This window comes from Saccharopolyspora galaxeae (assembly GCF_016526145.1).
GTDB classification, from domain to species: Bacteria; Actinomycetota; Actinomycetes; order Mycobacteriales; family Pseudonocardiaceae; genus Saccharopolyspora_C; species Saccharopolyspora_C galaxeae.
The window spans coordinates 53861-78905 of record NZ_JADDUE010000001.1; the positions used below are offsets into that span (position 1 = coordinate 53861).

The 25045-nt window shown below is 71.0% G+C and carries 18 protein-coding genes; 10 read left to right on the forward strand and 8 right to left on the reverse strand.

Annotated features, from left to right (window positions below; translation table 11 throughout):
* Position 1: 1 nt before the first annotated feature.
* Positions 2 to 1342, reverse strand: a complete 1341-nt coding sequence (locus INP57_RS00260; RefSeq protein ID WP_200067969.1) for a 3-oxoacyl-ACP reductase — start codon at positions 1340 to 1342, stop codon at positions 2 to 4.
* 264 nt (positions 1343 to 1606) lie between these two features.
* On the opposite strand from INP57_RS00260, the gene INP57_RS00265 reads away from it, so the two are divergent.
* Positions 1607 to 2884, forward strand: coding sequence for an acetyl-CoA C-acetyltransferase (locus INP57_RS00265; RefSeq protein ID WP_200067970.1), 1278 nt, complete (start codon positions 1607 to 1609; stop codon positions 2882 to 2884).
* Between the two features lie 64 nt (positions 2885 to 2948).
* On the opposite strand, the gene INP57_RS00270 is transcribed toward INP57_RS00265, so the two are convergent.
* Entirely contained in the window at positions 2949 to 4052 is a 1104-nt protein-coding gene (locus INP57_RS00270) for a sulfite oxidase (RefSeq protein WP_200067971.1), read from the reverse strand.
* 373 nt (positions 4053 to 4425) lie between these two features.
* Between INP57_RS00270 and INP57_RS00275 the strand changes: the two genes are divergently transcribed.
* The 5 genes from INP57_RS00275 (at position 4426) to INP57_RS00295 (ending at position 12363) form a co-directional block, all read left to right on the forward strand.
* Positions 4426 to 6228 (forward strand): C69 family dipeptidase, encoded by a 1803-nt coding sequence (locus INP57_RS00275; protein WP_200067972.1) that lies wholly within the window; start codon positions 4426 to 4428, stop codon positions 6226 to 6228.
* Positions 6229 to 6319: 91 nt separating this feature from the next.
* A complete protein-coding gene (locus INP57_RS00280; RefSeq protein WP_200067973.1) occupies positions 6320 to 8176 on the forward strand; it encodes an NHL domain-containing thioredoxin family protein in 1857 nt (618 codons plus the stop codon).
* A 50-nt stretch (positions 8177 to 8226) separates the two neighbouring features.
* The gene (locus tag INP57_RS00285) at positions 8227 to 8547 is read left to right on the forward strand and encodes a GroES family chaperonin (RefSeq protein WP_200067974.1); all 321 of its coding nucleotides are present in this window, start codon (positions 8227 to 8229) and stop codon (positions 8545 to 8547) included.
* Positions 8548 to 8764: 217 nt separating this feature from the next.
* Complete coding sequence (locus tag INP57_RS00290) at positions 8765 to 11173, forward strand: VanW family protein (RefSeq protein ID WP_307849823.1); 2409 nt, start codon at positions 8765 to 8767, stop codon at positions 11171 to 11173.
* 155 nt (positions 11174 to 11328) lie between these two features.
* The gene (locus tag INP57_RS00295; protein ID WP_200067975.1) at positions 11329 to 12363 is read left to right on the forward strand and encodes a zinc-dependent alcohol dehydrogenase family protein; all 1035 of its coding nucleotides are present in this window, start codon (positions 11329 to 11331) and stop codon (positions 12361 to 12363) included.
* 64 nt (positions 12364 to 12427) lie between these two features.
* Here the strand turns inward: INP57_RS00295 and INP57_RS00300 are convergent, their stop codons facing one another.
* Positions 12428 to 14272, reverse strand: coding sequence for an acyl-CoA dehydrogenase (locus INP57_RS00300; RefSeq protein WP_200067976.1), 1845 nt, complete (start codon positions 14270 to 14272; stop codon positions 12428 to 12430).
* Positions 14273 to 14586: 314 nt separating this feature from the next.
* Between INP57_RS00300 and INP57_RS00305 the strand changes: the two genes are divergently transcribed.
* Entirely contained in the window at positions 14587 to 15114 is a 528-nt protein-coding gene (locus INP57_RS00305; protein WP_200067977.1) for an OmpA family protein, read from the forward strand.
* A 119-nt stretch (positions 15115 to 15233) separates the two neighbouring features.
* Here the strand turns inward: INP57_RS00305 and INP57_RS00310 are convergent, their stop codons facing one another.
* Entirely contained in the window at positions 15234 to 15911 is a 678-nt protein-coding gene (locus INP57_RS00310) for an SDR family oxidoreductase (RefSeq protein WP_200067978.1), read from the reverse strand.
* A gap of 102 nt (positions 15912 to 16013) precedes the next feature.
* Between INP57_RS00310 and INP57_RS00315 the strand changes: the two genes are divergently transcribed.
* A complete protein-coding gene (locus INP57_RS00315; protein ID WP_200067979.1) occupies positions 16014 to 17357 on the forward strand; it encodes an MFS transporter in 1344 nt (447 codons plus the stop codon).
* 158 nt (positions 17358 to 17515) lie between these two features.
* On the opposite strand, the gene INP57_RS00320 is transcribed toward INP57_RS00315, so the two are convergent.
* On the reverse strand, positions 17516 to 19510 hold the full coding sequence (locus INP57_RS00320) for a PhoX family protein (protein WP_200067980.1): 1995 nt from the start codon (positions 19508 to 19510) through the stop codon (positions 17516 to 17518).
* Between the two features lie 539 nt (positions 19511 to 20049).
* Between INP57_RS00320 and erm the strand changes: the two genes are divergently transcribed.
* A complete protein-coding gene (gene erm, locus INP57_RS00325; protein WP_200067981.1) occupies positions 20050 to 20793 on the forward strand; it encodes a 23S ribosomal RNA methyltransferase Erm in 744 nt (247 codons plus the stop codon).
* 11 nt (positions 20794 to 20804) lie between these two features.
* On the opposite strand, the gene INP57_RS00330 is transcribed toward erm, so the two are convergent.
* Positions 20805 to 22031 (reverse strand): MFS transporter, encoded by a 1227-nt coding sequence (locus tag INP57_RS00330; protein ID WP_200067982.1) that lies wholly within the window; start codon positions 22029 to 22031, stop codon positions 20805 to 20807.
* A 261-nt stretch (positions 22032 to 22292) separates the two neighbouring features.
* On the opposite strand from INP57_RS00330, the gene INP57_RS00335 reads away from it, so the two are divergent.
* Positions 22293 to 22946 carry an HAD family hydrolase gene (locus INP57_RS00335; RefSeq protein ID WP_200067983.1) on the forward strand — a complete coding sequence of 218 codons (654 nt, stop codon included), beginning with the start codon at positions 22293 to 22295 and terminating at the stop codon, positions 22944 to 22946.
* Between the two features lie 30 nt (positions 22947 to 22976).
* Here the strand turns inward: INP57_RS00335 and INP57_RS00340 are convergent, their stop codons facing one another.
* Both INP57_RS00340 and INP57_RS00345 read right to left on the reverse strand, forming a co-directional pair.
* Positions 22977 to 23126, reverse strand: a complete 150-nt coding sequence (locus INP57_RS00340) for a hypothetical protein (RefSeq protein WP_200067984.1) — start codon at positions 23124 to 23126, stop codon at positions 22977 to 22979.
* A 30-nt stretch (positions 23127 to 23156) separates the two neighbouring features.
* The gene (locus INP57_RS00345) at positions 23157 to 24998 is read right to left on the reverse strand and encodes a hypothetical protein (protein WP_200067985.1); all 1842 of its coding nucleotides are present in this window, start codon (positions 24996 to 24998) and stop codon (positions 23157 to 23159) included.
* Positions 24999 to 25045 lie beyond the last annotated feature (47 nt).

Sequence of the window (25045 nt, forward strand, 5' to 3'; positions counted from 1 at the left end):
CTCACGCCCCCAACAGGCTCTGGCCGCAGACCCGCACGACGTTGCCGTTCACGCCCGCCGATGCGGGGCTGGCGTACCAGGCGATCGTTTCGGCGACGTCGACCGGCAGCCCGCCCTGCTGCAGGCTGCTCATCAACCGCCCGGCCTCGCGGATGAACAGCGGCACGGCCGCGGTCATCTTGGTCTCGATGAACCCGGGCGCGACGGCGTTGATCGTGACGCCGCGGCGGGCCGCGGTCGGCGCCGACGCCTGCACCAGGCCGATCACGCCCGCCTTCGACGTCGAGTAGTTCGCCTGCCCGACGTTGCCCGCGATGCCGCTGATCGAAGCGACACCGATCAGCCGGCCGCCGGAGCGCAGCGGCGAGTCCTCCCGCAGCAGCGCCTCGTTGATGCGTTCCTGGGCGGTGAGGTTCACCGCCAGCACCGAGTCCCACTTGCCCTCGTCCATGCGCCCGAGCGTCTTGTCCCGGGTGATGCCCGCGTTGTGCACCACGATGTCGAGCCCGTCGTGGCGTTCGGTGAAGTGCTCGGCGATGCGCTGCGGCGCGTCCTCGGCGGTGATGTCGAGCTGCAGGGTGGACCCGCCGATGCGGTTGGCGACCCTGGCCAGGTCCTCGCCTTGGGCGGGCACGTCCAGGCAGACCACGTGCGCGCCGTCGCGGGCGAGGGTTTCCGCGATCGACTCGCCGATGCCCCGCGAGGCGCCGGTGACCAGCGCGACCTTGTCCCGCAGCGGGTGCTGCCGGTCGACCTTGGGCGCGTCCGCGGAACCGACCCGGATGACCTGGCCGGACACGAACGCGGACTTCGGCGAGAGCAGGAAGCTCAGCGTCGAGTCCAGCGCGGCCTCGGCACCTTCGGAGACGTAGACCAGCTGCGCGGTGGCGCCGCGCTTGAGCTCCTTGCCGACGGTCCGCATGAAGCCTTCCAGGGCGCGTTGCGCGACCCGCTCACCGGCGGAGGTGGTCTCCTCCGGCGGGGTGCCGAGCACGATGACGCGGCCGCAGCCGCCGACCTGCCGGATCAGCGGGCCGAAGAAGTCGCGCAGCTGGTGCAGCTGGTCGCTGCCGGTGATGCCGGTGGCGTCGAAGATCAGCGCGGCGTACCGCGCGTCCTCCTGCGGCTCACCGGACTCGACCTCGGCGTGCGCGCCGGTGAGCGTTGCCGCCACGGAATCGGTCAGCCGCGAACCCTTCGCCGCCCCGGTGCGCACCGTGCCGCTGACGACGGGATCACCGGACCGGTGCCTTCGCAGTGGGGCAGGCGTGGGCAGGCCGAGGCGCTTTGCGAGCGAGCGGCCGAACGCGGTCGAGGTGAACTGCTGGTACCGATCGGGCATGCGTACTCCCGTGCAGGCAGGTTGTCGGATGGATTCGTGCGCGGAAACGGGCCAGGGGCCGTCGCGCGGTGATCCTGCTCGACGACTAACCTACCCGCGGGTAGGTTAGTGCGTCACCGGGGTGCGCACCAGACCCGCGATCCCGGAATCCCAGTACAGCGGCCGACCCCAGCCGCACGCCGGACCGACGGTCCTCGAACGCACCCGGACCGACGGTCCTCGAAACGAACCCGGACCGACGGTCCTCAAACGAAGGAGTCCAGCATGTCCACCACTCGCCGCGTAGCGATCGTCGGCGGCAACCGGATCCCCTTCGCGCGTTCCGGCGGCCGCTACACGCGGGCCTCCAACCAGGACATGCTCACCGCAGCGCTGGACGGGCTGCTGGCCCGCTTCGGACTGCAGGGCGAGCAGCTGGGCGAGTTCGTCGCGGGCGCGGTGCTCAAGCACAGCCGCGACTTCAACCTCGCCCGCGAAACCGTGCTCGGCTCCCGGCTCGACCCGCGCACCCCCGCCCACGACGTGCAGATGGCGTGCGCGACCGGGCTGGAGTCGGTGGTCTCGGTGGCCAACAAGATCGCGCTGGGCCAGCTCGAGTCGGGCATCGCAGGTGGCGTGGACTCGGCCAGCGACGCGCCGATCGCGCTCAACGACGACCTGCGCCGGGTGCTGCTGGCGGCCAACCACGCGAAGAGCTTCGGCGGCAGGCTCAAGGCGCTGACCGGCGTGCGCCCGCAGCACGTGGTGCCGGAGATCCCGCAGAACTCCGAGCCGCGCACCGGACTTTCCATGGGAGAGCACGCCGCGAAGACCGCGCTGGCCTGGGAGATCTCCCGGGAGGCGCAGGACGAGCTGGCCGCGCGCAGCCACCAGCGGCTCGCCGCCGCCTACGAGCGCGGGTTCTTCGACGACCTGGTCACGCCGTTCCAGGGCGTGGCCGAGGACCAGAACATGCGTGCCGACAGCACCCCGGAAAAGCTGGCGAAGCTGAAGCCGGTGTTCGGCAAGGGCGAGGGCGCGACCATGACGGCGGGCAACTCGACCCCGCTCACCGACGGCGCCTCCACCGTGCTGCTGGCCAGCGAGGAGTGGGCGAAGGCGCACAAGCTGCCGGTGCTGGCGTACCTCAGCGACGTGCTGCCCGCCGCGGTGGACCACGTCAGCGGCGACGAGGGCCTGCTGATGGCGCCCGCCTACGCGGTGCCGAAGTTGTTGCAGCGCAACGGCATCGGCCTGGGCGAGTTCGACTTCTACGAGGTGCACGAGGCGTTCGCCTCGCAGGTGCTGGCCACGTTGCAGGCGTGGCAGGACCCGGAGTTCTGCAAGAACCGCCTCGGCCTGGACGCGCCGCTGGGCGGCGTGGACACCGCGAAGCTGAACGTGAACGGCTCGTCGCTGGCCGCCGGGCACCCGTTCGCCGCGACCGGCGGGCGGATCGTGGCGACGCTGTCGAAGCTGCTGTCCGAGCAGGGCTCGGGCCGCGGGCTGATCTCCATCTGCGCCGCCGGCGGGCAGGGCGTCACCGCGATCCTGGAGCGCTGATCCCGGTTCGCTCGAGGGTGAGCGGACCGCTGGACCGCCAAGAACGGTCCGCTCACTCGCCGGATCACTCGGGGATGCAGCTGACCGGGACGGTGTGCACCAGGTTGTTGCCGAAGCCGCCGCGGTTCCAGGACTGGCCGGTCGGCTGGACGTTCCCGTCGGCGTCGGTAGCGCGGGCGGCCAGCACGTGCGAGCCGGGCTCGGCCCGCCACCTGCTGCGCCAGCCGCGCCACGACCAGCGCGGCCGGTCGGCGTCGAGTTCGGCTTCCGCCCAGTTGCGGCCGCCGTCGGTGCTGACCTCCACCCGGTCGATCGGCGCGTGCCCGGACCAGGCGCGACCGCGCAGCTCGAGCTCACCTGGGCGCACCACCCGCGCGCGGGACATGAAGTCCGGGAAGCCCGGCGGCTCGATCAGCGAGCGCGGCACCATGCGGGTCGCGGGCTCGCCGGGATCGTCCGGGGACTGCCGGTAGCGGTACGCGCGGTGCTGGAAACCGCGGAACGGCTCCTCGACCACCGAGATCTCCTGCAACCACTTCACGTTCGTCATGCCGTACCAGCCGGGAACGACCAGGCGCACCGGATGACCGTGCTGCGGCGGCAACGGCTGCCCGTTCATCTCGTAGGCCAGCAGCACCTCTTCGCCCAGCGCCTCGTCGAGCGGCAGGCCGCGCTGGTAGTCCTGCTCCACACCGCGCTCCACGCCGTGATCGGCACCGGTGAACACGACCTCGGCCGCCGAAGGCCGCACGCCCGCGGATTCCAGCACGTCGCGCAGCGGCACCCCGGTCCACTCCGCGGTGCCGACCGCCTCCACCAGCCACGGCTGGCTGATCGGGCGCGGGTGCATCCGGGCGCGGCCGTTGCCCGCGCACTCCATCGTGACCCGCACCGTGCGGGCGGGCCGCGAGCGCAGCTCGTCGAGGGTGAGCTCGAGCCTTCGGGAGACCGCCCCGGTCACCGCCAGCCGCCACGTCGCCGGGTCCAGCGCGGGCATGTCGTAGTGCGTGAGCAGGTAGTGCAGGCCGATCGGGGTGACGTCGTAGCGCAGCGCCTCGAGCATGATGCCGTGGTTGCGCGCGGCCAGCGCGAGTTCCTCCTGGCTGATGCCTTCGTCCTGATCGGCGAGCCGGGAAGGCAAGCTGACATCGGCGAGCTGTGCGTCCATGGCTACCAGGATGCGGTTCGCGCGCGGGTGGGAACACTCGTCCACTCGGCGGCACGCGGGTGAGGTCGCCGCGGCCGCGCCGTTCGGCCGAAGCCGCGGCGATCCGATGTGATGACGATATGTGCTGGTCAGCAGCCCACATCCACACGCGCGGAGGCCCGTTTCGTCACCCACCCGCGGTGACTTAAAGCACAGTGCGGGCGGTGTGTAACAACGCCCGGGGGCCCGGCGATATGCATGGTGACCCCGCGGTGCTGTCGGACCCCCGACCTGGCAGCACCGCGGGGATTTCCAATTTCCGGGCCGTTCCCGCTGGTCTTGCGCAGCGGGATGATCTATCAACGACTCCTGCCCTCGAAGCGCAGGAGGTCCCATGCCCCGGCCGCGGCACGCCCTCGCCTTGGCGGTTCTCGTCGCAGCGGCGGCGACCCCCGCCCACGCGGCACCGGCGGACGCGCAGGCACCCCGGCGGGCGCAACATCCGAGCGCGGACAAGAGCATCGCCTTCTACGTGGGCAAGAACCGCACCGAGAGCGGCTCGACGCTGCTCGGCGGTTTCGGGCACGAGCCGTCCAGCCACTGGCTGGAGATCGTGCCGCACCGGCGGCACCCGCCGGGCTCGACGATCACCGTCGGCGCCACCGCGGAGGCCGACCTGCCCGGCAGGCTCACCCGGATCCCGCAGGCGACCGAGACCGCGAAGTACCTCACCTCGAACTACTCCGAGTTCTCCGGTTTCCCCGCCCCGCTGACCAACGGCGGTCTGAACGAGCACGGCGTGGCCGCTCGCGACGTCTGGTCGGACTCCCGCCCGGAGCTGGTGGCGATGACCCCGCCCGGCCAGACCGGCCCGAACTACAGCGACCTGTCCCGGATCGCGATGGAGCGGGCGCACTCGGCGCGCGAAGCGGTCGACATCCTCGGGCGGTTGATCGACGAGCACGGCTACACCACCTACGGCGGCAACTCGCACCTGTTCGCCGACGCGAACGAGGGCTGGGTGTTCGTCGAGTACGCAGGCGGTCAGGGCCTGTGGGCCGCGGAACGGCTCGGGCCGGACGACGTCCGGGTGTCCTACCCGGGCTACATCGGCGATTTCCCGGCCGCACCCGGGAACCCGGACTTCCGCGGCTCGCCGAACCTGGTGGACTTCGCGGTGCGGCAGGGCTGGTGGAACCCGGCGAGCGGGAAGCCGTTCAACCTGCAAGAGGTCTACGGCACGCCGTTCCCCGGCCACCCCGGCAAGTCCGCGCCGCGCGACGAGGCGCCGTGGCGGCATCCGCCGACGCTGGAGTCCGAGCTGCGCAGGCTCGGCGACGTGTCCCTGGTGGACATGCAGCGCATGGTGCGGGATCCGCGGTGGTCCGACGACCGTTCCGGCTACGGGCAGGTGGCGCAGCTGCGCGCGGACCTGCCGAACCCGGAGCTGGCGACGCTGTGGGTGGCGAACACGGCTGCGGTGACCGCGCCGTACATCCCGTTCCACATCGGCGCGACGGCGGTGCCGCCGGAGTACGCCCAGCACCGCTACCTCACCGCTGGTGCGGCGCAGGACTACCTGAACCCGGAGTTCGCGGCGCAGGAGGCGACCCGCTCGGCGACCCACCTGTCCAAGCGCCTCATGTACTACACCTGCGATCGGCCGGAGGTGTTCCTGGACCGGGTCACCAAGACCTACGAGGGGTTCGAGGCCGAGACGCTCCACGAGATCGGTGACGTGCAGCGGCGCGCCGCCGACGCCTACCGCGCCGGGCGCGCCGAGCAGGCTCGGGCGCTGCTGACCGGCTGGAGCAACCGCCGGGCGCTGCGGGGCGTGGATCTCACCGAGCACCTGCTCGACGAGGTGGAAGCCGAGACGAAGGCCCGGTTCGGCATCCGCCCGCCGCGCGTCGACGTACCGCCGGGAACCACCGCGGGACCGGGCAGCATGGACATGTCGCTGCCCGCGGACGCCGTCGCGGCGCGGGACCGGATCACCTGCGACATGGGCAACGGCTGGGCCGACGGCACGACGGTCGACCGGAAAGGCCAGGTGGGCGATCCGGCGAACGTGCCGGACCTCCGCGCGCAACCTTCCGCCGAGGGCGGCTTCGGGTGGCTGCCGCTCGCGGGCGCCGCGCTGGGCGGGCTGCTCGCCGGGGTGCTGATCACTCTGTTCGTCCGGCGCTGGAGATGACTTCGCGCCGCGCGGCATCCCGTGAAGTGGGAAGCGCCTCGGATCATCGTCGAGCGGGAACAGCTTCATCGAGCGGTGTTGTTGCCCGGGCGTGAGCATCGCGCAGCAGAAGCCCAGAACCCGTGTCCGCGCGCCGGAGCTGACCGGCCGGGAGTGGTTGAACACCGGCGGCCGGGAGGTCCAGCTCGGCGAGCTGCGCGGGAAGGTCGTGCTGCTGGACTTCTGGACCTTCTGCTGCATCAACTGCCTGCACGTGATCGACGAGCTGCGGCCGCTGGAGGAGGAGTTCGGCGACGAGCTGGTCGTGGTCGGCGTGCACTCGCCGAAGTTCGAGCACGAAGCGGACCCGGACGCGCTGGCCGCGGCCGTGGAGCGCTACGCCGTGCGGCACCCGGTGCTCGACGACCCGGAGCTGAGCACCTGGCGCAACTACGCGGTCAAGGCGTGGCCGACGCTGGCCGTGATCGACCCCGAGGGCTACCTCGTGCACGTCGCCGCAGGTGAGGGGCACGTCGAGGCGTTGCGCAGCGTCATCGGCGAAATCGTGGCCGAACACGACGAGAAGGGCACGCTGCACCGCGGCGACGGCCCGTACGTGCCGCCGCGGACCGCGGCGACGACGTTGCGGTTCCCGGCGAAGGCGGTGTCCGGACCGGGCACGATCCTGGTCGCCGACTCGGCCAACCATTCGCTGGTGGAGTTCGCCGAGGACGGTGAGACGGTGCTGCGGCGCATCGGCAGTGGTGCTCGAGGCCGTGCCGATGGCGAAGCGCAGGACGCTTCGTTCGCCGAGCCGTCCGGGCTCGCGGTGCTGCCGAAGGACGTCGCCGCCGCGGCGGGCTACGACCTGGTGGTGGCCGACACCGCCAACCACCTGCTGCGCGGGGTGCGGCTCGCGGACGGCGCGGTGACCACCATCGCGGGCACGGGACAGCAGTGGCGCGACGGCGAGGACGGCGGACCTGCGCTGGACATCCCCCTCACCAGCCCCTGGGACGTCGCTTGGTGGGAGCCCGCAGGCGGTGTGGTGATCGCGATGGCGGGCAACCACACGCTCGGCCTGTTCGACCCGACCGGCGGGAAGCTGCGCAGGCTGGCGGGCACCACCGTCGAAGGGCTGCGGGACGGCGCGGCGCCGGAGGCGTTCTTCGCCCAGCCGTCCGGGCTCGCCGACGGCGGTGAGCGGCTGTGGCTGGCCGACTCGGAGACCTCGGCGCTGCGCTGGATCGAGCCGGACGGGGACGGGTTCGCGGTGCGCACCGCGGTCGGCCGCGGGCTGTTCGACTTCGGGCACGCGGACGGTCCCGCCGATGGCGCGTTGTTCCAGCACCCGCTGGGCGTCGCGGCGCTGCCGGACGGTTCGGTCGCGGTCTGCGACACCTACAACGGCGCGGTGCGACGTTACGATCCGGCATCGGACGAGGTCTCCACGTTGGCCACGCACCTGGCCGAACCTTCCGGGGCGACGCTGGTCGACGGCGAGCTCGTGGTGGTCGCCTCGGCCGCGCACAAGCTGGAGCGCCCGGTGCCGCCCGGCGTCTCCGATCGGCTCATCGAAGGCGCGTCGCAGCAGGTCACGCGCCCCGCGACCGATGTCGCGCCGGGCTCGGTGGAGCTGGCGGTGGTGTTCACCCCGCCGCCGGGCAGCAAGCTCGACGAGCGCTACGGCCCGTCCACCCGGCTGGAGATCACCGCGTCACCGGCGGAGCTGCTGGTCGAAGGCGCGGGCACGGGGACGGACCTGACCCGGCGGCTGGTGCTCGCCGACGACGTCGAGCACGGCGTGCTGCACGTCGTCGCGCAGGCCGCCAGTTGCACCGACGATCCGGGGGTGGAGCACCCCACCTGCCACCTGACCAGGCAGGACTGGGGAGTTCCGGTGCGGGTCGGCGGCTCCGGCCCGGACCGGCTGCCATTGATCATGGGCGGGATGGACGCCGGTTCATGAGGGGCTCCCCGCTCGGAAGGCTTCGGTGGGCCGGGTCGTAAACTTTTCGAGTGACCGATGCCAAGCTTGAGATCCAGATGCTGCATGACCGGGTCATGGTGCGGGTCTCTGCGGAATCCGGGGAACGTCGCAGCAGCGGCGGCATCGTGATTCCGGCGACCGCCCAGATGGCCAAGCGGCTCCTCTGGGGCGAGGTCTTCGGGGTGGGCAGCCACGTGCGGGCCGTCAAGGTCGGCGACCAGGTGCTGTTCAACCCCGAGGAGCAGTTCGAGGTCGAGGTGCAGGGCCAGTCCTACCTGGTCATGCGGGAGCGAGACCTGCACGCCGTGGCCAGCGAGCAGACCGAGCAGGGCACCGGCCTGTACCTGTGATCGCGCGCTGACCTCGGCCCTGCTTCGGGGTCACCGGGAGTCCCGGTGGCTGGGAGTCCCGGTGGCTGGGAGTCCCGGTGGCCGCGACCGGTCCGGTGCGCCGACCGGCGTTCTTGACGGGCTGGCGTTCTTGACGGGCTGGGCGTTCTTGACGGGCTGGGCCCGACGCCTGTTCGCTGTGCATCCCGCCGCACGACCAGACGATGAAGGGGAAGCGGTGCCGGAAAACTACGACGTCCCGCCGGACGACGACCCGCATCGGGGTTCGGACCGGCCGGGCCCGGCCGAGAAGGAATCCGGCTCCGGCGACACGACCGGCACCGACCGGGAAGCGACCTCGCCGGAGTCCGCGGGCGAGCGGACCACCCGCATCTCGGCGGGGAGGCTCGCCGCCGAGCAGTCCGGCCAAGCGGATCAATCGGGCCGGACCGGACAAACCGGCACGGCTGAAGCCGATCACGCCGAATCCGCCCAGGCTCCGCCGACCGGATCAACCACCGCGGAATCGCAGCACGGGCAGCTCGCGGGCGAGCTGACCGAGCAGGGCACCCGCCCCATCTCGCAGTCCGGCGCGCAGTCCGAGGGCACGGAACGGATCGACGGCACCGGGACGACCGCGGCTTCCGGCGCCTCCGGTGAGCAACCGCCGGAGTCCGACGCCGAGCGCACCGCGACGATCCCTCCGGTGCCCGGCACCGAACCGGCCGCGGCCACCGAGCAGACCTACGCCTCACCGACGGACTTCATCGGCATCATCGGCGGAAGCTCGCAGCAGCAGACCGCGCGGTTCCCCGAGCACGACACCGAACGCACCGACACCATCCCGCGGGTCCAGCCGCAGGAGCAGCCGACCTGGTCGTTCGCCGACGGCGTCGGCGGTTTCTCCGCGGACCCACCGGAAGGCCCGAAGCCGCGCCCGCAGAACCGCAGCCGCTTGGTGCGCGCGGGCATCGGCGCGGGCATCGCGGTCGGTGCGCTGGCACTGCTCTACCTCGGTGATCTGTTCTTCAGCAGCGGCAGCGTGCCGCGCGGCACCACCGTCGCCGACGTGCAGATCGGCGGGATGAGCAAGACCGCCGCCGAGCGCAAGCTCAAGAACCAGCTGGAAGCCGGCCTGCACGAACCGATCCGGCTGACCACCGGGGAGACCCAGGCGAGCCTTTCGCCGGACGACGCCGGGCTGCGGATGGACTGGGGCGAGACCGTCGAACGCGCCGGTTCGCAGCCGCTGAACCCGATCACCCGGATCACCTCGCTGTTCACCGAACGCGAGATCACCCCCGCCAGCTCGGCCGACCGCGCTCAGGTCCGCCAGGCCCTGGAACAGGTGAAACCGCAGCTGGACCGCGCGCCCGCGGAGGGCACCATCCGCTTCGAGGGCGCGACTCCGGTGCCGGTGGACCCGGTCACGGGCCGCACGGTCGACCTCTCGTCGGCGACCGACGTGGTGTTGTCGAAGTGGGCGATCAACGGCCCGGTGCGGATCCCGTACTCCGAGCAGCCGGTGACCACCACCAAGGAAGGCGTGCAGAAGGCGCTGCGCGAGGTCGCGCAGCCGGCGGTGTCCGGTCCGGTGACCGTCCGCGGTGAGGGGCACGACGCCGCGATCTCCCCGGAGACCATCGCGGCCTCGCTGCGCTTCGAGCCGGACGGCGACGGCGGCCTGCGCGCGGGCGTGGACGTCCCGGCCGTGGTCGGCGGGGTGGAACCGCAGCTGCGCGACACGATCAAGCCCGGCCAGGACGCCCAGATCGTGCTCGAAGGCGGCAAACCGGTGGTCCGCCCGTCGGTCGAAGGCCGCGGGGTGGACTGGAACAAGAGCTTCGAGAAGCTGCTGGACATCTACAAGAAGCGGGACGGTCGCAGCGTCCAGGCGATCTACCAGCAGCAGCCGCCGCCGTTCACCACCGAGCAGGCCAACGGGCTCGGCATCCGCGAGGTCATCAGCGAGTTCGAGACCGGCGGGTTCGAGCCCGCCTCCGGGGCGAACATCCGGCGGGTCGCCGAGCAGGTCAACGGCGCGGTCATCAAACCGGGCGAGACGTTCAGCCTGAACGGCCACACCGGCCCGCGCGGCGTTCCGCAGGGTTACGTCGAGTCCGGGATCATCGAGGACGGCCGCCCGGCGAAGGCCGTCGGCGGCGGGATCTCGCAGTTCGCCACCACGCTCTACAACGCCTCCTACTTCGCAGGCGTGAAGGACGTGGAGCACAAGGAGCACAGCTACTACATCAGCCGCTACCCCCCGGGTCGCGAGGCGACGGTGTTCCAGAACCCGGACGGCAGCAGCGTCATCGACGTGAAGTTCAAGAACACCCTCAACAGCGGGGTCATGATCACGACGCAGTGGACGCCGTCCTCGATCAAGATCCAGTTCTGGGGCACCAAGCAGTACGACGTGACCTCGCAGACCGGTCCGCGCACGGATGAGAAGCCGCCGCACGAGAAGGTCGTCCCGCCGGGGCAGCCGTGCAGCACCAGCAAGGGCACCGGCGGGTTCACCGTCACCGACACCCGCACCCTGCGAGACGTCAAGACGGGCAAGGTGACCACCGAGAAGCCCAGCAAGACGGTGTACAACCCGCAGCCGATCATCCACTGCGGGCCGCCACCGCCCAAGCCCTGACCGGCGCGAACCGACCTGGCCGGCCCTCTTCCCGCGCGGAAGGGGGCCGGCCTTTTCGCGCTGCGGTGAGTCTTCCCACATGCCCGGATCGAAATACGTGCATCCGCTCCGGACGTCGAACCAGGGGAAGACGAATCGATTCCGGAGGTGTCCGAATGCGTGCCACCGTGATCCACGGTGCGGGGGACGTGCGCGTGGAGCAGGTCGCCGACGCGGCGCTGCTCGAGCCGACCGACGCCATCGTGCGGGTGAGCCTGACCTGCGTGTGCGGCAGCGACCTGTGGCCGTACAAGAGCATGGGCGCCGACGAGCAGGGCCAGCGGATCGGCCACGAGTTCATCGGCGTCGTCGAGGAGACCGGCTCGGCGGTGACCGGTCTGCAACGGGGCGACCTGGTCGTTTCCCCGTTCACCTACTCCGACGGCGAATGCGAGTTCTGCCGGGATTCGCTGCACACCTCATGCGTGCAGGGCGGTATCTGGGGCTCGCCCGGCAACGACGGGGCGCAGGGCGAGGCGGTCCGCGTACCGGTCGCGGACGGCACGCTGGTGAAGCTGCCGGTGGAGCCGGACGACGCGCTGCTGCCCTCGCTGCTGACGCTCGCCGACGTGTTCCCGACCGGGCACCACGCCGCGGTTTCCGCCGGGGTGCGCAAGGGCGACACGGTGGCCGTCGTCGGTGACGGCGCCGTCGGTGTCAGCGGGGTGCTGGCCGCGTCCCGGCTCGGTGCCGAGCGGATCGTCATCATGGGCAGGCACACCGACCGCACCGACCTGGCCCGCGAGTTCGGCGCCACCGACGTGATCCCGGAACGCGGCGCCGAGGGCGTCGAGCGGCTGCGCGAGCTGACCGGCGGACAGGGCGCGCACGCGGTGCTGGAGTGCGTCGGAACCGGCGACTCGCTGAGCATGGCGCTGCGCTTGGCCCGGGACGGCGGCGGCGTCGGCTACGTCGGCGTGCCGCAGGACGGCGAGGGCGTCGACGTGCGCGAGATCTTCATGCGCAACGTCGCGCTCGGCGGCGGCGTGTGCCCCGCCCGCGCCTACATCGAGGAGCTGATGCCGGACGTGCTCTCCGGCAAGATCCAGCCGGGCCGGGTGTTCGACCACACCACCGACCTGGACGGCGTCCCGGAGGGCTACCGCAGGATGGCCGACCGCGAGTCGCTCAAGACGCTCGTGCGGCCCTGACCCGCACCGACGAAAAAGGCGGGCGCCCCGATGTGGGGCGCCCGCCTCGTTTCGTCCGGGACGATCAGAAAGCGGCCTCGTCCAGGTCCATGATCGCGTTGTCGGCGGACTCGACGATCTTGCGCCGGGAGGCCAGCTCCGGCAGCACATTCTTGCTGAAGAACCGCGCCACCGCGACCTTGCCCTGGTAGTAGGGCTGGTCCTTGGCGGAGGCTCCGGCGTCCAGCGCGGCCTGGGCCACCTCGGCCTGGCGCAGCAGCAGCCAGCCGATCAGCAGGTCGCCCATGCTCATCAGCACGGTCACGGCGTGCTGGCCGACCTTGTAGACGTTGTTGACGTCCTCCTGCGCGGAGGTCAGGAACCCGAACACCGCGCCGAGGGTGGCCTGCGCGTCGTCCAACGCCTGCGCGACCAGCGCCCGCTCTTCCTTCAGCCGGTCGTCGGCGCCGTCGGCCTGCAGCGTCTGCTGCACCTGCTCGGCGATGTGCCCGAGCGCCGCGCCGTTGTTCTTCACGATCTTGCGGAAGAAGAAGTCCTGCGCCTGGATCGCCGTGGTGCCCTCGTACAGGCTGTCGATCTTGGCGTCCCGGATGTACTGCTCGATGGGGTAGTCCTGCAGGTAGCCGGAGCCGCCGAGGGTCTGCAGCGACAGCGTCAGCATCTCGTAGGCCCGCTCCGAGCCCACGCCCTTGACGATCGGCAGCAGCAGGTCGTTGACCTGCTCGGCCAGCGCGACGTCCGCTCCGGTGGCTTTGCCCTGCGCGATCTGGTCCTGGTAGGTCGAGGTGTACAGGTACACCGCGCGCAGCCCCTCCGCGTACGCCTTCTGCAGCATCAGGATCCGGCGCACGTCGGGGTGGTTGGTGATCGTGACCCGCGGGGCGGTCTTGTCCGTGGTCCGGGTCAGGTCGGCGCTTTGCACCCGCTCCTTGGCGTACTCCAGCGCGTTGAGGTAGCCGGTGGACAACGTGCCGATGGCCTTGGTGCCGACCATCATCCGCGCGTACTCGATGACCTGGAACATCTGGGCGATGCCGTCGTGCACCTCGCCGAGCAGCCAGCCCTTCGCCGGGACGTCGTGCTGGCCGAAGGTCAGCTCGCAGGTCGCCGAGGCGTTCAGGCCCATCTTGTGCTCGACGTTGGTGACGTAGGCGCCGTTGCGCGCGCCGGACTCACCGCTCTGGTCGTCGAAGTGGAACTTCGGCACCAGGAACAGGCTCAGGCCCTTGGTGCCGGGCTTGTTCTCGATGCCTTCGCCTTCGGGGCGGGCCAGCACCAGGTGCATGATGTTCTCGGTCATGTCCTGGTCGGCGGAGGTGATGAACCGCTTCACGCCCTCCAGGTGCCACGAGCCGTCATCCTGCTGCACGGCCTTGGTGCGACCGGCGCCCACGTCGGAGCCCGCGTCCGGCTCGGTCAGCACCATCGTGGCGCCCCAGCCGCGCTCGATCATCAGCTCGGCCCAGCGGCGCTGCTGCTCGGTGCCGTTGTTCCACAGGATCGTCGCGAAGTTCGGCCCGGCCATGTACATGAAGATCGCCGGGTTGGCCCCGAGCATCAGCTCGGCCGACGCCCACTGCACGGTGGGCGGGATGCCGTAGCCGCCGAGCTCGTCGGGCAGCCCGAGCCGCCACCACTCGCCGTCCATGACCTGCTGGTAGGACTTCTTGAACGCCTCGGGCAGCGTCACCGAGTGCGTCTTGGGGTCGAACTGGGCCGGGGTGCGGTCACCCTCTTCGAAGGACTCCGCGAGCGGGCCGGTGGCCAGCGTGTTCAGCTCGGTGAGCACACCGCGGACGGTGTCCTCATCGGACTGCTCGAAGGCGCCGGTGCCGAGCCGGTCCTGCACCTTGAACACCTCGAACAAGTTGAATTCGAGGTCGCGGATGTTGCTCTTGTAGTGGCCCATTCGAGGCTCCCTCTGCGCGCACTGGTGGTCCGAGCCGGCCCCGCTTGTGTCGGACATGGCCTTACTCGTCGGTAACCCGAGCGTATTACTTAGCAGTAACTTCTGTCGAGGCGGGGAGGCGAAATCGGTTCACGTTCGATCGCGGACATCACACGTTCGCGTTGCGCTGGGTCGCTCGACCTGCTCAACCGGACCGCTCGGAATGGAATGGAGCACACCCCGCTCGCCGGGCGGTCCGGGTCCGTGGCACGGGGCCACCGGTCGGACGACGCGCCGGCGGAACGTCCGGCGAGCTCCCGACAGCGGAGGTTGGCATGGACCGAATCAAAGCCACGAACGCCGTCGCCGGAATCGCTTTCGCCGCGGCGCTGGTGGCCGGGTGCTCCGGCGGACAGCAGCAGGGCCAAGGGGGCCAAGAGGGCGAGGTGCCACCCGCAGCACCGGCGCCCGAGCAGCAGCAACAGCAGCAGCCCCCGAAGCCTGACCCGGGCGCAGCGAAGGCGGCGCTGCAGCAGCAGATCGATCAGGCGCTGCAGCAGCGCCCGATCACCTTCGAACCGGACACCGCGAACCTGACCGAGCAGGGCAAGCAGACCGCCACCAAGGCGGCCGAGCTGGCCAAGTCGGCCCCGCAGGAGCTGCGGTTCACCATCGCCGGGTTCATCGCCAACACCGGCACACCGAAGCCGCAGGACCAGGAATTGTCCCAGCAGCGGGCGCAAGCCGTCGCCGACAAGTTCAAGGAGGCCGGAGTGCCCGCGGAGCGCCTCGAAGCCGTCGGACGAGGTGCCGCGCAAGGGAACCAGGAAAGCGATCGCCGGGTCGAGATTCAGGTCATGTAGCCGCTGCGCAGCGAAAAAGGGAGGGCACCCCTGGCACCCTCCCTTTTTCATGCGCTCATGCGGTAGCGCCGATGAATAGGCGTGAGTATCGACTGCTCGCTATTACGAGCGAGAAGTGCTCAGGACGGGCGGACGACGATCTCGGTGAGGTGCGCGTCGCGGGAGGCGTGCACCGCGGAAACGACCGGGGCGGCGACGGACTCCGGGCGCAGGTAGTGCTCCGGCTGGTACTCGCCGCCTTCGGAAACGCGCACCTCGCGCTGCATGTCGGTGTCCACCCGGCCCGGGAAGACCGAGGTCACCCGCACGTCCGCTTCCTCGGCGCGCAGGGTGTCCGCGAACGCCCGCAGCGCGAACTTGCTGGCGGCGTAGGAGCCCCAGTTTGGCTTCGCGGACAGTCCGGATCCCGAGTTGACCAGCACGACGTGGCCCTCCGCCGCCCGCAGCGCGGGCAGCAGCAGCCGGGTCAGCTCGGTGACCGCGAACAGGTTCAGCTCGAACGTGCGACGCCACGAATCCACCGGCAGATCGGAGACCGGGCCGAGCTCCACCAGGCCCGCGCTGTGCACCAGCACGTCCAGCCGATCGATGCCGGAGACCGCGTCGGCCACCGACGCGGAATCGGTCAGCTCCACCGGCCACGGCTTCGCACCTTCGACCTGGCTCGCCAGGGTCCGCAACGCCCCGCCGTCCCGGCCACCCAGCAGCACGTCGTGGGTCTCGGCCAGGGAGCGTGCGACGGCGGCCCCGATTCCACGGGACGCGCCTGTGACCAGGGCAATCGGACGTTGTGCCATGTTCTGAATCGTATCGGTCGCACGTTCGCGCACACTGTGCCGGGGACCTCTTCGCGGGCGGCGGGCTTGACCCGCGTCAGCGGTGCGGAATAGGACGTTCCGGTGAACAGCACCGATGCCGCCGCCGGCAACCGGGTCCTGCGCAAGGTCTCGCTCCGGCTGATGCCCTTCCTGTGCCTGCTGTACTTCGTCAACTACCTGGACCGGGTCAACATCGGGTTCGCCGGTCCGAACGGCATGAACGACGAACTCGGCATGACCGCCACCGCGTTCGGGCTCGCCTCGGGCATCTTCTTCCTCGGCTACCTGGTGCTGGAAGTGCCGAGCAACCTGGCGTTGCACCGGTTCGGCGCGCGCCGCTGGCTGGCCCGGATCATGATCACCTGGGGTGTGCTGGCCACGATCATGGCGTTCGTGCCGAGCGCGACCGGGCTGATCGTGCTGCGGTTCCTGCTGGGCATCGCCGAGGCCGGGTTCTTCCCCGGCATCATCCTGTACCTGACCTACTGGTTCCCGGCCGCGCAGCGGGCGAAGGCGGTCGCGCTGTTCATGACCGCGGTGCCGGTCTCCAGCGCCATCGGCGCGACCGTGTCCAGCCTGCTGATCGACGCCGGGCACGGGGTGTTCGGGTTGTCCGGCTGGCGGTTCATGTTCCTGGTCGAAGGCGTGCCCGCGATGCTGCTGGCCGTGGCGACCTGGTTCTACCTGACCGACCGCCCGGAGCAGGCCAAGTGGCTCACCGCGGGCGAACGGGAATGGCTCGGCGAACAGCTGGCGGCCGAGCGGCGCGAAACGGAGCAGGCGCACCACTGGCCGCTGCGCAAGGCGCTGACGCACCCGCGGATCCCGGCGCTGGCGTTCGTCTACTTCGGGATCTCCTACGGGCTATACGCGCTCGGGTTCTTCCTGCCGACGATCATCGACGGCTTTGAGCAGCAGTACGGCACCAAGCTCTCCACCGTGCAGTCCGGCCTGGTCACAGCGGTGCCGTACGTGATCGGCGCGGTGGCGATGGTGTTCTGGGCCGCCCACGGCGACCGCACCCGCGAGCGCGTCTGGCACGTGGCGCTGCCGATGCTGCTCGGCGGGGTGTGCATTCCCATCGCGCTGTACCTGGGCAACCCGATCCTGGCGATGATCGCGGTGACGGTGTGCGCGGTGGGGGTGTGCGCGGCGCTTCCGACGTTCTGGGCGTTGCCGAGCACGTTCCTGTCCGGGGCCGCTGCCGCGGGCGGTATCGCGCTGATCAACTCGCTGGGCAACATCAGCGGGTTCGCCGCGCCGTACGTCACCGGTGCGCTGCGCGACGTGACGGGATCGCAGCGGGCCGGGTTGTGGGTCGTCGGCCTGGTCATGATCGCGGCGGCGTTCGTGGCGGTCGCGCTGCGCGCGACGCCCGCGCAGACCGGGCGGGGCGCGGAGAAGGAATCGCCGGCGGAGAGCTAGTCCGCGCTCGACGAGCCGGGCCGTCTCGGAGAGCCGGCCCGCTGCCGACGTGCCGACCCGCACGCGGCGAGTTGGCCGCTCAGCCCGTATTCGGGGACCAACCAGAGCGCAACGGGGGCCTCCCGGGTTCGGAAGGCCCCCGCGCTCGCCGGGCCGGATCAGCGCACGCCGATCCGGCCTCCGTCTTCGCGGTAGACGACCGCCACCGCGGGCCGGGGCGCCGAAGTGCCGCCGTCCGGCCAGTGCGAGGTCGGGTGCTGCGGGTCCTCCGCGTCCTCACCGGGGTGCTGCACGTTGACCGTGATCAGGTCTTCGAGGATCACCGGGCCGCAGGTCTCGGCCCCGACCGGAACGGTCAGGAACTGCTTGACCTGCCCGCGCTCCGGGCCTTCCACCGGCACCGCGAACAACCCGTCGTTGGAGCCGAGCTCGTTGCCGTCGGTGGTGATCCACAGGTTGCCGAACCGGTCGAAGGCGACGTTGTCCGGGCAGGAGATCGGGCTGACGGCGCTCTTGTCGAAGCCGCCGAAGTAGGTGCCCGGATCGTTCGGGTCGCCGCAGACCAGCAGCAGGTTCCAGCCGAACCGGGTACCGGTGGTGTCGTCGTCGACCTCCAGCACGTGCCCGTGCTTGTTCTCCACGCGCGGATTCGCCTCGTCCGGCCCGGCGTTGCCCGCCGAGCCGCGGTTGGAGTTGTTCGTCAGCGCGCAGTAGATGCGGCCGTTGACCGGGTTCGGCTCCATGTCCTCGGGCCGGTCCATCTTGGTGGCACCGGCCGCGTCGGCGGCGAGCCGGGTGAACACGTAGACCTCTTCGGCGGTGAACCCGGGCACGAACGACTCGTCGCCGCTGGCCAGCTTGATCCACTCGCCCGCACCGTCGAAGTGGCCGTCGGCGGGCAGCTTGCCGGAGCCGTCGATCTCGGACTCCGGGCTGTTGCCGGTGAACTTGGCGACGTAGAGCGTGCCGTCGTCGAGCAGCGCGGAGTTGTGCCTGCGCGCGTGCGCGCTGCGGCCCGGTTTGATCCGGCCGTTCGAGACGAACTTGTAGACGTACTCGAACCGCTCGTCATCGCCCAGGTAGGCCGCGACCCGGCCGTCGTCGGCGACCTGGATGGTCGCGGCCTCGTGCTTGAACCGGCCCAGCGCGGTGTGCTTGATCGGGGTGGACTCCGGGTCGTTCGGGTCGATCTCCACGATCCAGCCGAACCGGTTCGGCTCGTTCGGCTCCCGCGGGACGTCCCAGCGCTTGTCGAACCGCTCCCACTTGCGCTCCGAGACGCCGGTGCCGATCGCGTAGCGCTCGTAGCGCTGCTTGGCGACCGGGTCGGTGACCTTGTCCGAGTTGGCGAAGTACTGGTGGATGTTCTCCTCGCCGGACAGGATCGTGCCCCACGGAGTGACCCCGCCCGAGCAGTTGTTCTGAGTGCCGAAGACCTTGGTGGCGGTCGGGTCCGCGGAGGTCTTCAGGTGCTCGCTGCCCGCGGCCGGGCCGCGAACCTCGAACTCGGTGTTCAGCGTGATCCGGCGGTTGTACTTGCCGATCTTCGGGGTGAGCCCCTTGCCGGGTTCGCGGGTCACCTCGACCACGGAAAGACCGTGCGCGGCCCACGCGATCCGGGCGTGCTCCTCGGTGGGGTTCTCGGCGTCGTAGTCCGGGAACATGTGCGGCTCGGTGCTGTACTCGTGGTTCACCACGAGCAGGCCGCGCTCGCCGGTGCTGTCCAGCGGGACGAACCCGGCGAAGTCGTTGTTGTAGCCGAACTGCTTTTCCTGCGCCGCGGAGTTCTGGTGGTGGAAGTCGAACTCGGGCGCGCCGGGCAGCACCGGGTCTCCCCAGCGGATCACGATGTCCTGCCGGTAGCCCTCGGGGACGGTGACCCGGTCGTCCTTGTTCGGCGCGACGGGGGTGAAGTCGGTACCGGGCACGCCGCGGCCTGCGAACTCGCCCGGTGCCGCTGCCGCGGTGCCGGACAGCGCGCCGGCCGACCCGGACAGCGCGGTGCCGCCGACCGCGAGCGCCAGCACGCCGCCTGCTTTGAGGGCGCCGCGGCGGTTGAGCACCCGTTCCACGACGTCACCGAAGTAGCCGTTGTCCGAAGTGTTCGGCGCCTCGTGCGCGCAAGCGTTGCCGCAGCGGTACTTGCAGGTCACGGCGGAACGCCGCGCGGAGTGGTGGGACAGGAGTGGGAGCGGGACGACCCGCCCGCTGTCCGATCGGGGAGTCAAGCGGCCCTCCAGGGGTCAGTCGGGAACATCCGAACGCTATGCCGGGCAGGCGAGAAATCCTGGACCGTCAGGTGAACAGCGCCCGAACTCATGACGCGCGGTGCGCACTCGAATCCGCAATCGGCCGATCCGGTAGCTCCGACGCTCCCGGCCGGACACGCAGTGCGAGCAAAATTCGTTCGCGCCGGTGTCCGGGCTCGGCTAGCTTGCCCGGCATGGCATGTGCAGCGTTCGTCATCCGGCCGCGGAACAGCTGAGCGACCACCGGACTTCCGCTTTCCGGTGAGCCGCCACGCGCCCGGGTCCGTCCCCGGGGCGTGTTCCGCCGCCTCGTACCCGCGCGGCGCAGCTGAGCCGCTCAGCACGGCCGCCGCGGGCCTATCGGCATCCGCCGCGCGCGCAGCCACACGTCCCGGCCGACGCGAGACCCGGTGTTCCCCGGTCCCGCGAACGCTGGAGCACCCATGCCTTCCCGCACGTCCCGTGCGAGCCGCGAACTCGGCCAGAACTTCCTCATCGACCCGCAGGTGCCCGCGCGCGTGCTGGAACTGCTGGATCCGCGCGACGGGCGTCCGCTGGTCGAACTCGGCGCCGGCGGCGGCGCGCTGACCGGTCGGCTCGCCGCGACCGGGCACCCGGTGACCGCCGTAGAACTCGACCCGCGCTGGGCGGCCCGACTGCGCGGCAAGTGGTCCCGAGTCCGCGTCGTGCGCTGCGACATGCTGCGGTTCCGCTTTCCGGCAGGCCCGTTCGACGTCGTCGGCAACCTGCCTTACGGGCTCACCACCGCCATGACGCGGCGGCTGCTCGACATCCCGGCCTGGCGACGCGCGGTATTGCTGGTGCAGTGGGACGTGGCGCGAAAGCGCGGCGTCGGCGGCTCGATGCTCAACGCCCAGTGGGCGCCGTGGTACGAGTTCCGGCTGCACGACCGGATTCCGGCGCGTGCCTTCCACCCGAGGCCCGCGGTCGACGGTGGTCTGCTGCGCATCGACCGCAGGCCGGACCCCGCGCTGCCGTTCGCCGAACGCGGACCGTTCCAGGACTTCGTGGAAGCGGTGTTCACCGGACGTGGGCACGGCATCGGCGAGATCGTCCACCGCAACCACGGCCGGGTGCCGCGCTGGCTCCCGGCCGCGTCGTTGCCGCGAGATCTAACACCGGAGTCGTGGAGCCGTCTCTACCTGGAGCTGCGACGGGCCTCCTGAGCGTCCGCGGGTCAGAACTCCTCGCCGACCAGAGCGGCCTCGCTGGGCACCTGGTGCGGATCGCGCCGCTTGCGCAGGTCGACCGCCAGCAGCGCGGCCGCGACCAGGCAGGACACCGCGGCGACCGCGAACGGGGCGTGCGGCGAACCCAGCCACTCCGCGACGTGGCCGACCAGCGTCGCCGCGAGGGCACCGCCGAGCCAGCGGCAGAAGTTGTAGCCCGCGCTGGCCACCGGCCGCGGCGCGTTGCTGATGCTCATCGCCGTGCCGGTGAACAGGGTGTTCAACAGCCCGGATGCGATACCGCTGAAGATCACCGCGACCACCACGACCGGCTTGGTGCCGATCGCCATCGCGAACAGCAGCACCGCGTAGATCAGCACCGCGATCACGGTGCCGCCGGCCTCGCCGAACCGCGCTGCCAGCCGCGGCGCCAGCGTCACCCCGGCCACCGCCACGCACAGCCCCCAGCCGAAGAACACCAGCCCGACCGCGATCGCGCCGAACTCCAGCACGAACGGCGCCCAAGCCAGCACGATGAAGAACGCCGCGGTGTAGAACGCCGAGCCGACCGCGGTGCGCAGCAGGCCGCCGTGCCCGAGCGCGCGCAACGGGTCGAGCAGCCGGATCCGCTGCCGCTTCGACGGGTCCTTGTCGTCGGCGGGCAGGAACCCGGCCGAGAGGATCAGCGCAATCGCCATCAGCACCGCGGTGCCCGCGAACGGTCCGCGCCACGAGATGTTGCCGAGCAGTGCTCCCAGCAGCGGGCCGGTGGACAGGCCGATGCCGAGCGCGGCCTCGTAGAGCAGGACCGCGGCCTGCTGCCCGCCGCTGGCCGCACCGACGATCACCGACAGCGCCGTCGCGATGAAGAAGGCGTTGCCCAGTCCCCACACCGCGCGCAGCGCGACGAGCTGCCCGATCGAACCGGCGACCGCGCACGCGATGGTGGCGAGCACGATCAGCACCAGGCCGGTCACGACGGTGCGCTTGGCACCGAACCGGGCGCTGAACGCGCCGGTGATCAGCATCGCGATGACCTGTACGCCCAGGTAGGAGGAGAACAGCAGGGTCACCTGCTCCGGCCCGGCGTGCAGCGCCTCGGCGATGGACAGCAGGATCGGATCGACCAGCCCGATTCCCATGAAGGCGATCACCGCGGCGAACGCGGTGACCCACACGGCCTTGGGCTGGCCTTTGAAGACGTCCAGCAGCCGGACGTCGTGCGCGCCGCTCATCGGCCGCGCCTCCTCGCCAGGTCGATGTGGGTGGAACGGACATCCACCACAATTTCGTTCGCCATGCTAACTTTTAGGTGGCTGCGGAACCAGCGGGCATGAGCAGGCACACATTGCGCGAATCGCCCGACGCAGCAACGGTGTTCGAGACCGGCGGTGTCAGCTGGTCGCTCGAACAGCGGTGTCCGTGCTGCGTCGGGGGCAGCACGGACATCCCTCGCCGAAGCGCCGGTCGTGCAGCGCGGCTCTTATGATCGAGGTGTGCAACCTGCTGCTGTGCTGTTCGACCTCGACGGCGTGCTCGTCGACTCCGAACACCTCTGGGATCGGATTCGCCGCGAAACCGTCGACGCCCACGGTGGTCGATGGACCGAAGGCGCGACCGAGGCCATGATGGGCATGAGCACTCCGGAATGGTCCCGCTACGTGGTGGCGGAACTGGGGGCTCAGCTCACGCCGGAGCAAGCCGCCGAGACCGTCATCGACGGGATGGCCGAGGTCTACCGCAACGATCCCCCGGTACTGCCGGGCGCGGCGGAAACCCTGCGCACGATCGCGGCCGAGTACCGGACCGCGATCGCGAGCTCCGCACCACCGCGCATCATCCGGGCCTTCCTGGAAAGCGCCGGGGCAACGGTCGGCTACACGATCTCCAGCGAAGAGGTCGGCGCAGGCAAACCGGCCCCGGACGTCTACCTGGAAGCCGCGCGAGGGCTCGACGTCTCGGCGGCGGAGTCCGTCGCCGTCGAAGACTCCAGCAACGGCTTGCGCGCGGCCGCCGCTTCCGGCGCCACCGTGTTCGCGGTGCCGAACGCGCACTTCCCGCCCGCCGAGGACGCCCTGGCCGGCGCGTACCGGGTGCTCGGAGACATCAGCGAACTCCCCGAAGCCCTCCGCGACCTCGCCCGCGGCTGACGCCGGCAGCAACGGCGTGCGCATAGCCGGTCACATCGCCGCTTCGCGCTCTACCGCCGCGACGGTGTCCGCGATCCCGGAGAGCATGTACCGCCGCCACAACGGAGCCAGCCCGATCAGCCCGATCAGCCCGAGCGCCCACTGCGCTCGGGTTCGTGCGCATCGACCGCGCTCGGTCAAACCGTGCGCTCGGGTATACCGGCCCGCTGTTCAGGCGGGTTCGTCGGCGGTGCGGTGGGCGAGATGGCGGCGGGCAGCGGCGGAGACCTGGTGGTCCGGATGTTGCTGGGCGAGCAGGCCGAGCAGCAGGTCCGCGCGGGCGTGCCGGGTGCGGGCGAGCTCGTCGACGAAGGCGAGCTGGTCCGGGCGGGCCTGGAAATCCGCGAGGAACGCGGCCGGATCCTCCTGCGCGGTGACCACCATGGCGTCCAGCGAGACCGCCAGTTCGTCGCCGTGCTGCAACGCCACCTCGGTCTCCACCGGCCGAACCCGCAGCCACATCCGCGCAGCCGCGCCGCACAACGGATCCTCGCGCAGGCCGAGCACTTCCGCGACGCCCTCCTGGCCGGTGTGCTCCAGCAGCCACAGCGCCCCCAGCCGCAGTTCCGGGTCGTCCACCCGGCGCAGCACCTCGGCCAGTTCGGCACTGGCCGCGGCCCGCCCGCGCCGGGCGACCCAGTCGCCCACGACCTCCTCGACCACGTCCGCGGGACTGCCCGGCAACGCGAGCACGACGACTTCCGCAGGCAGCGCCGCCATTCCGGCGACCGTCGGCACGACGAAACCGAACTCCTCCAGCGAACCGTGCGCGGCCCGCACGCCCAGCGGCGTCAGCTCCACGACGGTCCGGTCCGGCTCGCCTTCCGGGGCGAGCTCGGCGATGCGCTCCAGGCGCTCCGGCAGCTCGGTCGGCTCGCAGCGCACCACGCCGAGCACGGCCCACTGGTCGAGTACGCGGCCGACCGCGCGGTGCACCGCGCGGCGATATTCCGGGGTCAACTCGTCCTCGTCCGCCAGCGCATGAACGGCCAGGCTCACCACCTGCTCCACCGGCACCGCCTCGGTCTCCGAATACAGCGCGGTCAGCACCGCCTGCACCAGATCCAGCAGCAAGCCGGCATCGCCGGCGGGGAACTCCGGTTCATCACCGAGAACGTCCTCCAACTGCAGGAAGAGCTCCCACAGCCGGGACCACAGCACCCCGGGTTCCGCCAGCAACGCGGCACTGATCTCGGTGCGCACCAGGCGGTCGCCGGTCGTTCGCACCAGGTGCGCCCGCTTCGCCCACTCCAGCGTCAGGCCCGCCGTGAACCGGTCGGTGCCGAGCGCGCCCGCCAGCTCATCGAGGCCGTCCTCCGAACCTGCGATCAGCGCCCGGCCCGCGCCGACCCACTCGTGCAGCAGCTTCATGCGTTCCAGGACGGGAGCCCGCTCCGCCTCAGCACCCGGCGTGTTCGAGTCCGGGACCCGTACCGGCGGCAACCAGTACGCGGGCGCGTCCGCCGGCTCCGGCTTCTCTTCGATCGCGTGCAGCAGGTCGTGATCAAGTCCCGCGGCACCGTCCCGCGCCTCGGCGACGAACCGCTCGAACTCCACCGGATCGTCCGGGTCCACACCGCGCTCGCGCGCTTCGGATGCCCAGAACTTGCCCGCTCCCCACTTCGCGGGACGGGCCATCGCATCGAGGTAATCGGGAGTCGCGGCATCAACCGCCGCGTGCAGCGCGCGCAGCGAGCCGCTGCCGGGTAGCAGCAATCCCGCGGCAGCGAGGAAGTCGAACCACTCGTGCAGCACCCGCGGCACCGCCGACCAGTTCGGCAGCACCATCCGGCGCGGCACGACGTCGGCGAGGAAACGGGTCACGTCCGCCTCGGTCCACCGGGTGAGCAGGCCGTCCTGCACGCCCTTCTCGTGCAGCATCGCCGTGATCAGACCGGGTGCCTCGGCGCGCGGCCCGAACCGCTCGGACAGCGCGGCAGCCGCCTCCGAGCAGCGGTCCGCCTCGCCGTGCAGGAAAACGGTGCGCATCGCCGACCCTTCGTCGCAGTGCATTCGTGATCGAGGGTAGGCATCGCGCAGTGATCACTCGGGCACAAGAT

What these genes read in the sequence shown, in the direction of transcription:
- INP57_RS00305 (WP_200067977.1), top strand. Translation starts at nt 14,587, where the DNA reads ATGGACCGAATCAAAGCCACGAACGCCGTCGCCGGAATCGCTTTCGCC.
- INP57_RS00265 (WP_200067970.1), top strand. Translation starts at nt 1,607, where the DNA reads ATGTCCACCACTCGCCGCGTAGCGATCGTCGGCGGCAACCGGATCCCC.
- INP57_RS00275 (WP_200067972.1), top strand. Translation starts at nt 4,426, where the DNA reads ATGCCCCGGCCGCGGCACGCCCTCGCCTTGGCGGTTCTCGTCGCAGCG.
- INP57_RS00295 (WP_200067975.1), top strand. Translation starts at nt 11,329, where the DNA reads ATGCGTGCCACCGTGATCCACGGTGCGGGGGACGTGCGCGTGGAGCAG.
- INP57_RS00330 (WP_200067982.1), bottom strand. Translation starts at nt 22,031, where the DNA reads ATGAGCGGCGCGCACGACGTCCGGCTGCTGGACGTCTTCAAAGGCCAG.
- INP57_RS00270 (WP_200067971.1), bottom strand. Translation starts at nt 4,052, where the DNA reads ATGGACGCACAGCTCGCCGATGTCAGCTTGCCTTCCCGGCTCGCCGAT.
- INP57_RS00310 (WP_200067978.1), bottom strand. Translation starts at nt 15,911, where the DNA reads ATGGCACAACGTCCGATTGCCCTGGTCACAGGCGCGTCCCGTGGAATC.
- erm (WP_200067981.1), top strand. Translation starts at nt 20,050, where the DNA reads ATGCCTTCCCGCACGTCCCGTGCGAGCCGCGAACTCGGCCAGAACTTC.
- INP57_RS00260 (WP_200067969.1), bottom strand. Translation starts at nt 1,342, where the DNA reads ATGCCCGATCGGTACCAGCAGTTCACCTCGACCGCGTTCGGCCGCTCG.
- INP57_RS00345 (WP_200067985.1), bottom strand. Translation starts at nt 24,998, where the DNA reads ATGCACTGCGACGAAGGGTCGGCGATGCGCACCGTTTTCCTGCACGGC.
- INP57_RS00300 (WP_200067976.1), bottom strand. Translation starts at nt 14,272, where the DNA reads ATGGGCCACTACAAGAGCAACATCCGCGACCTCGAATTCAACTTGTTC.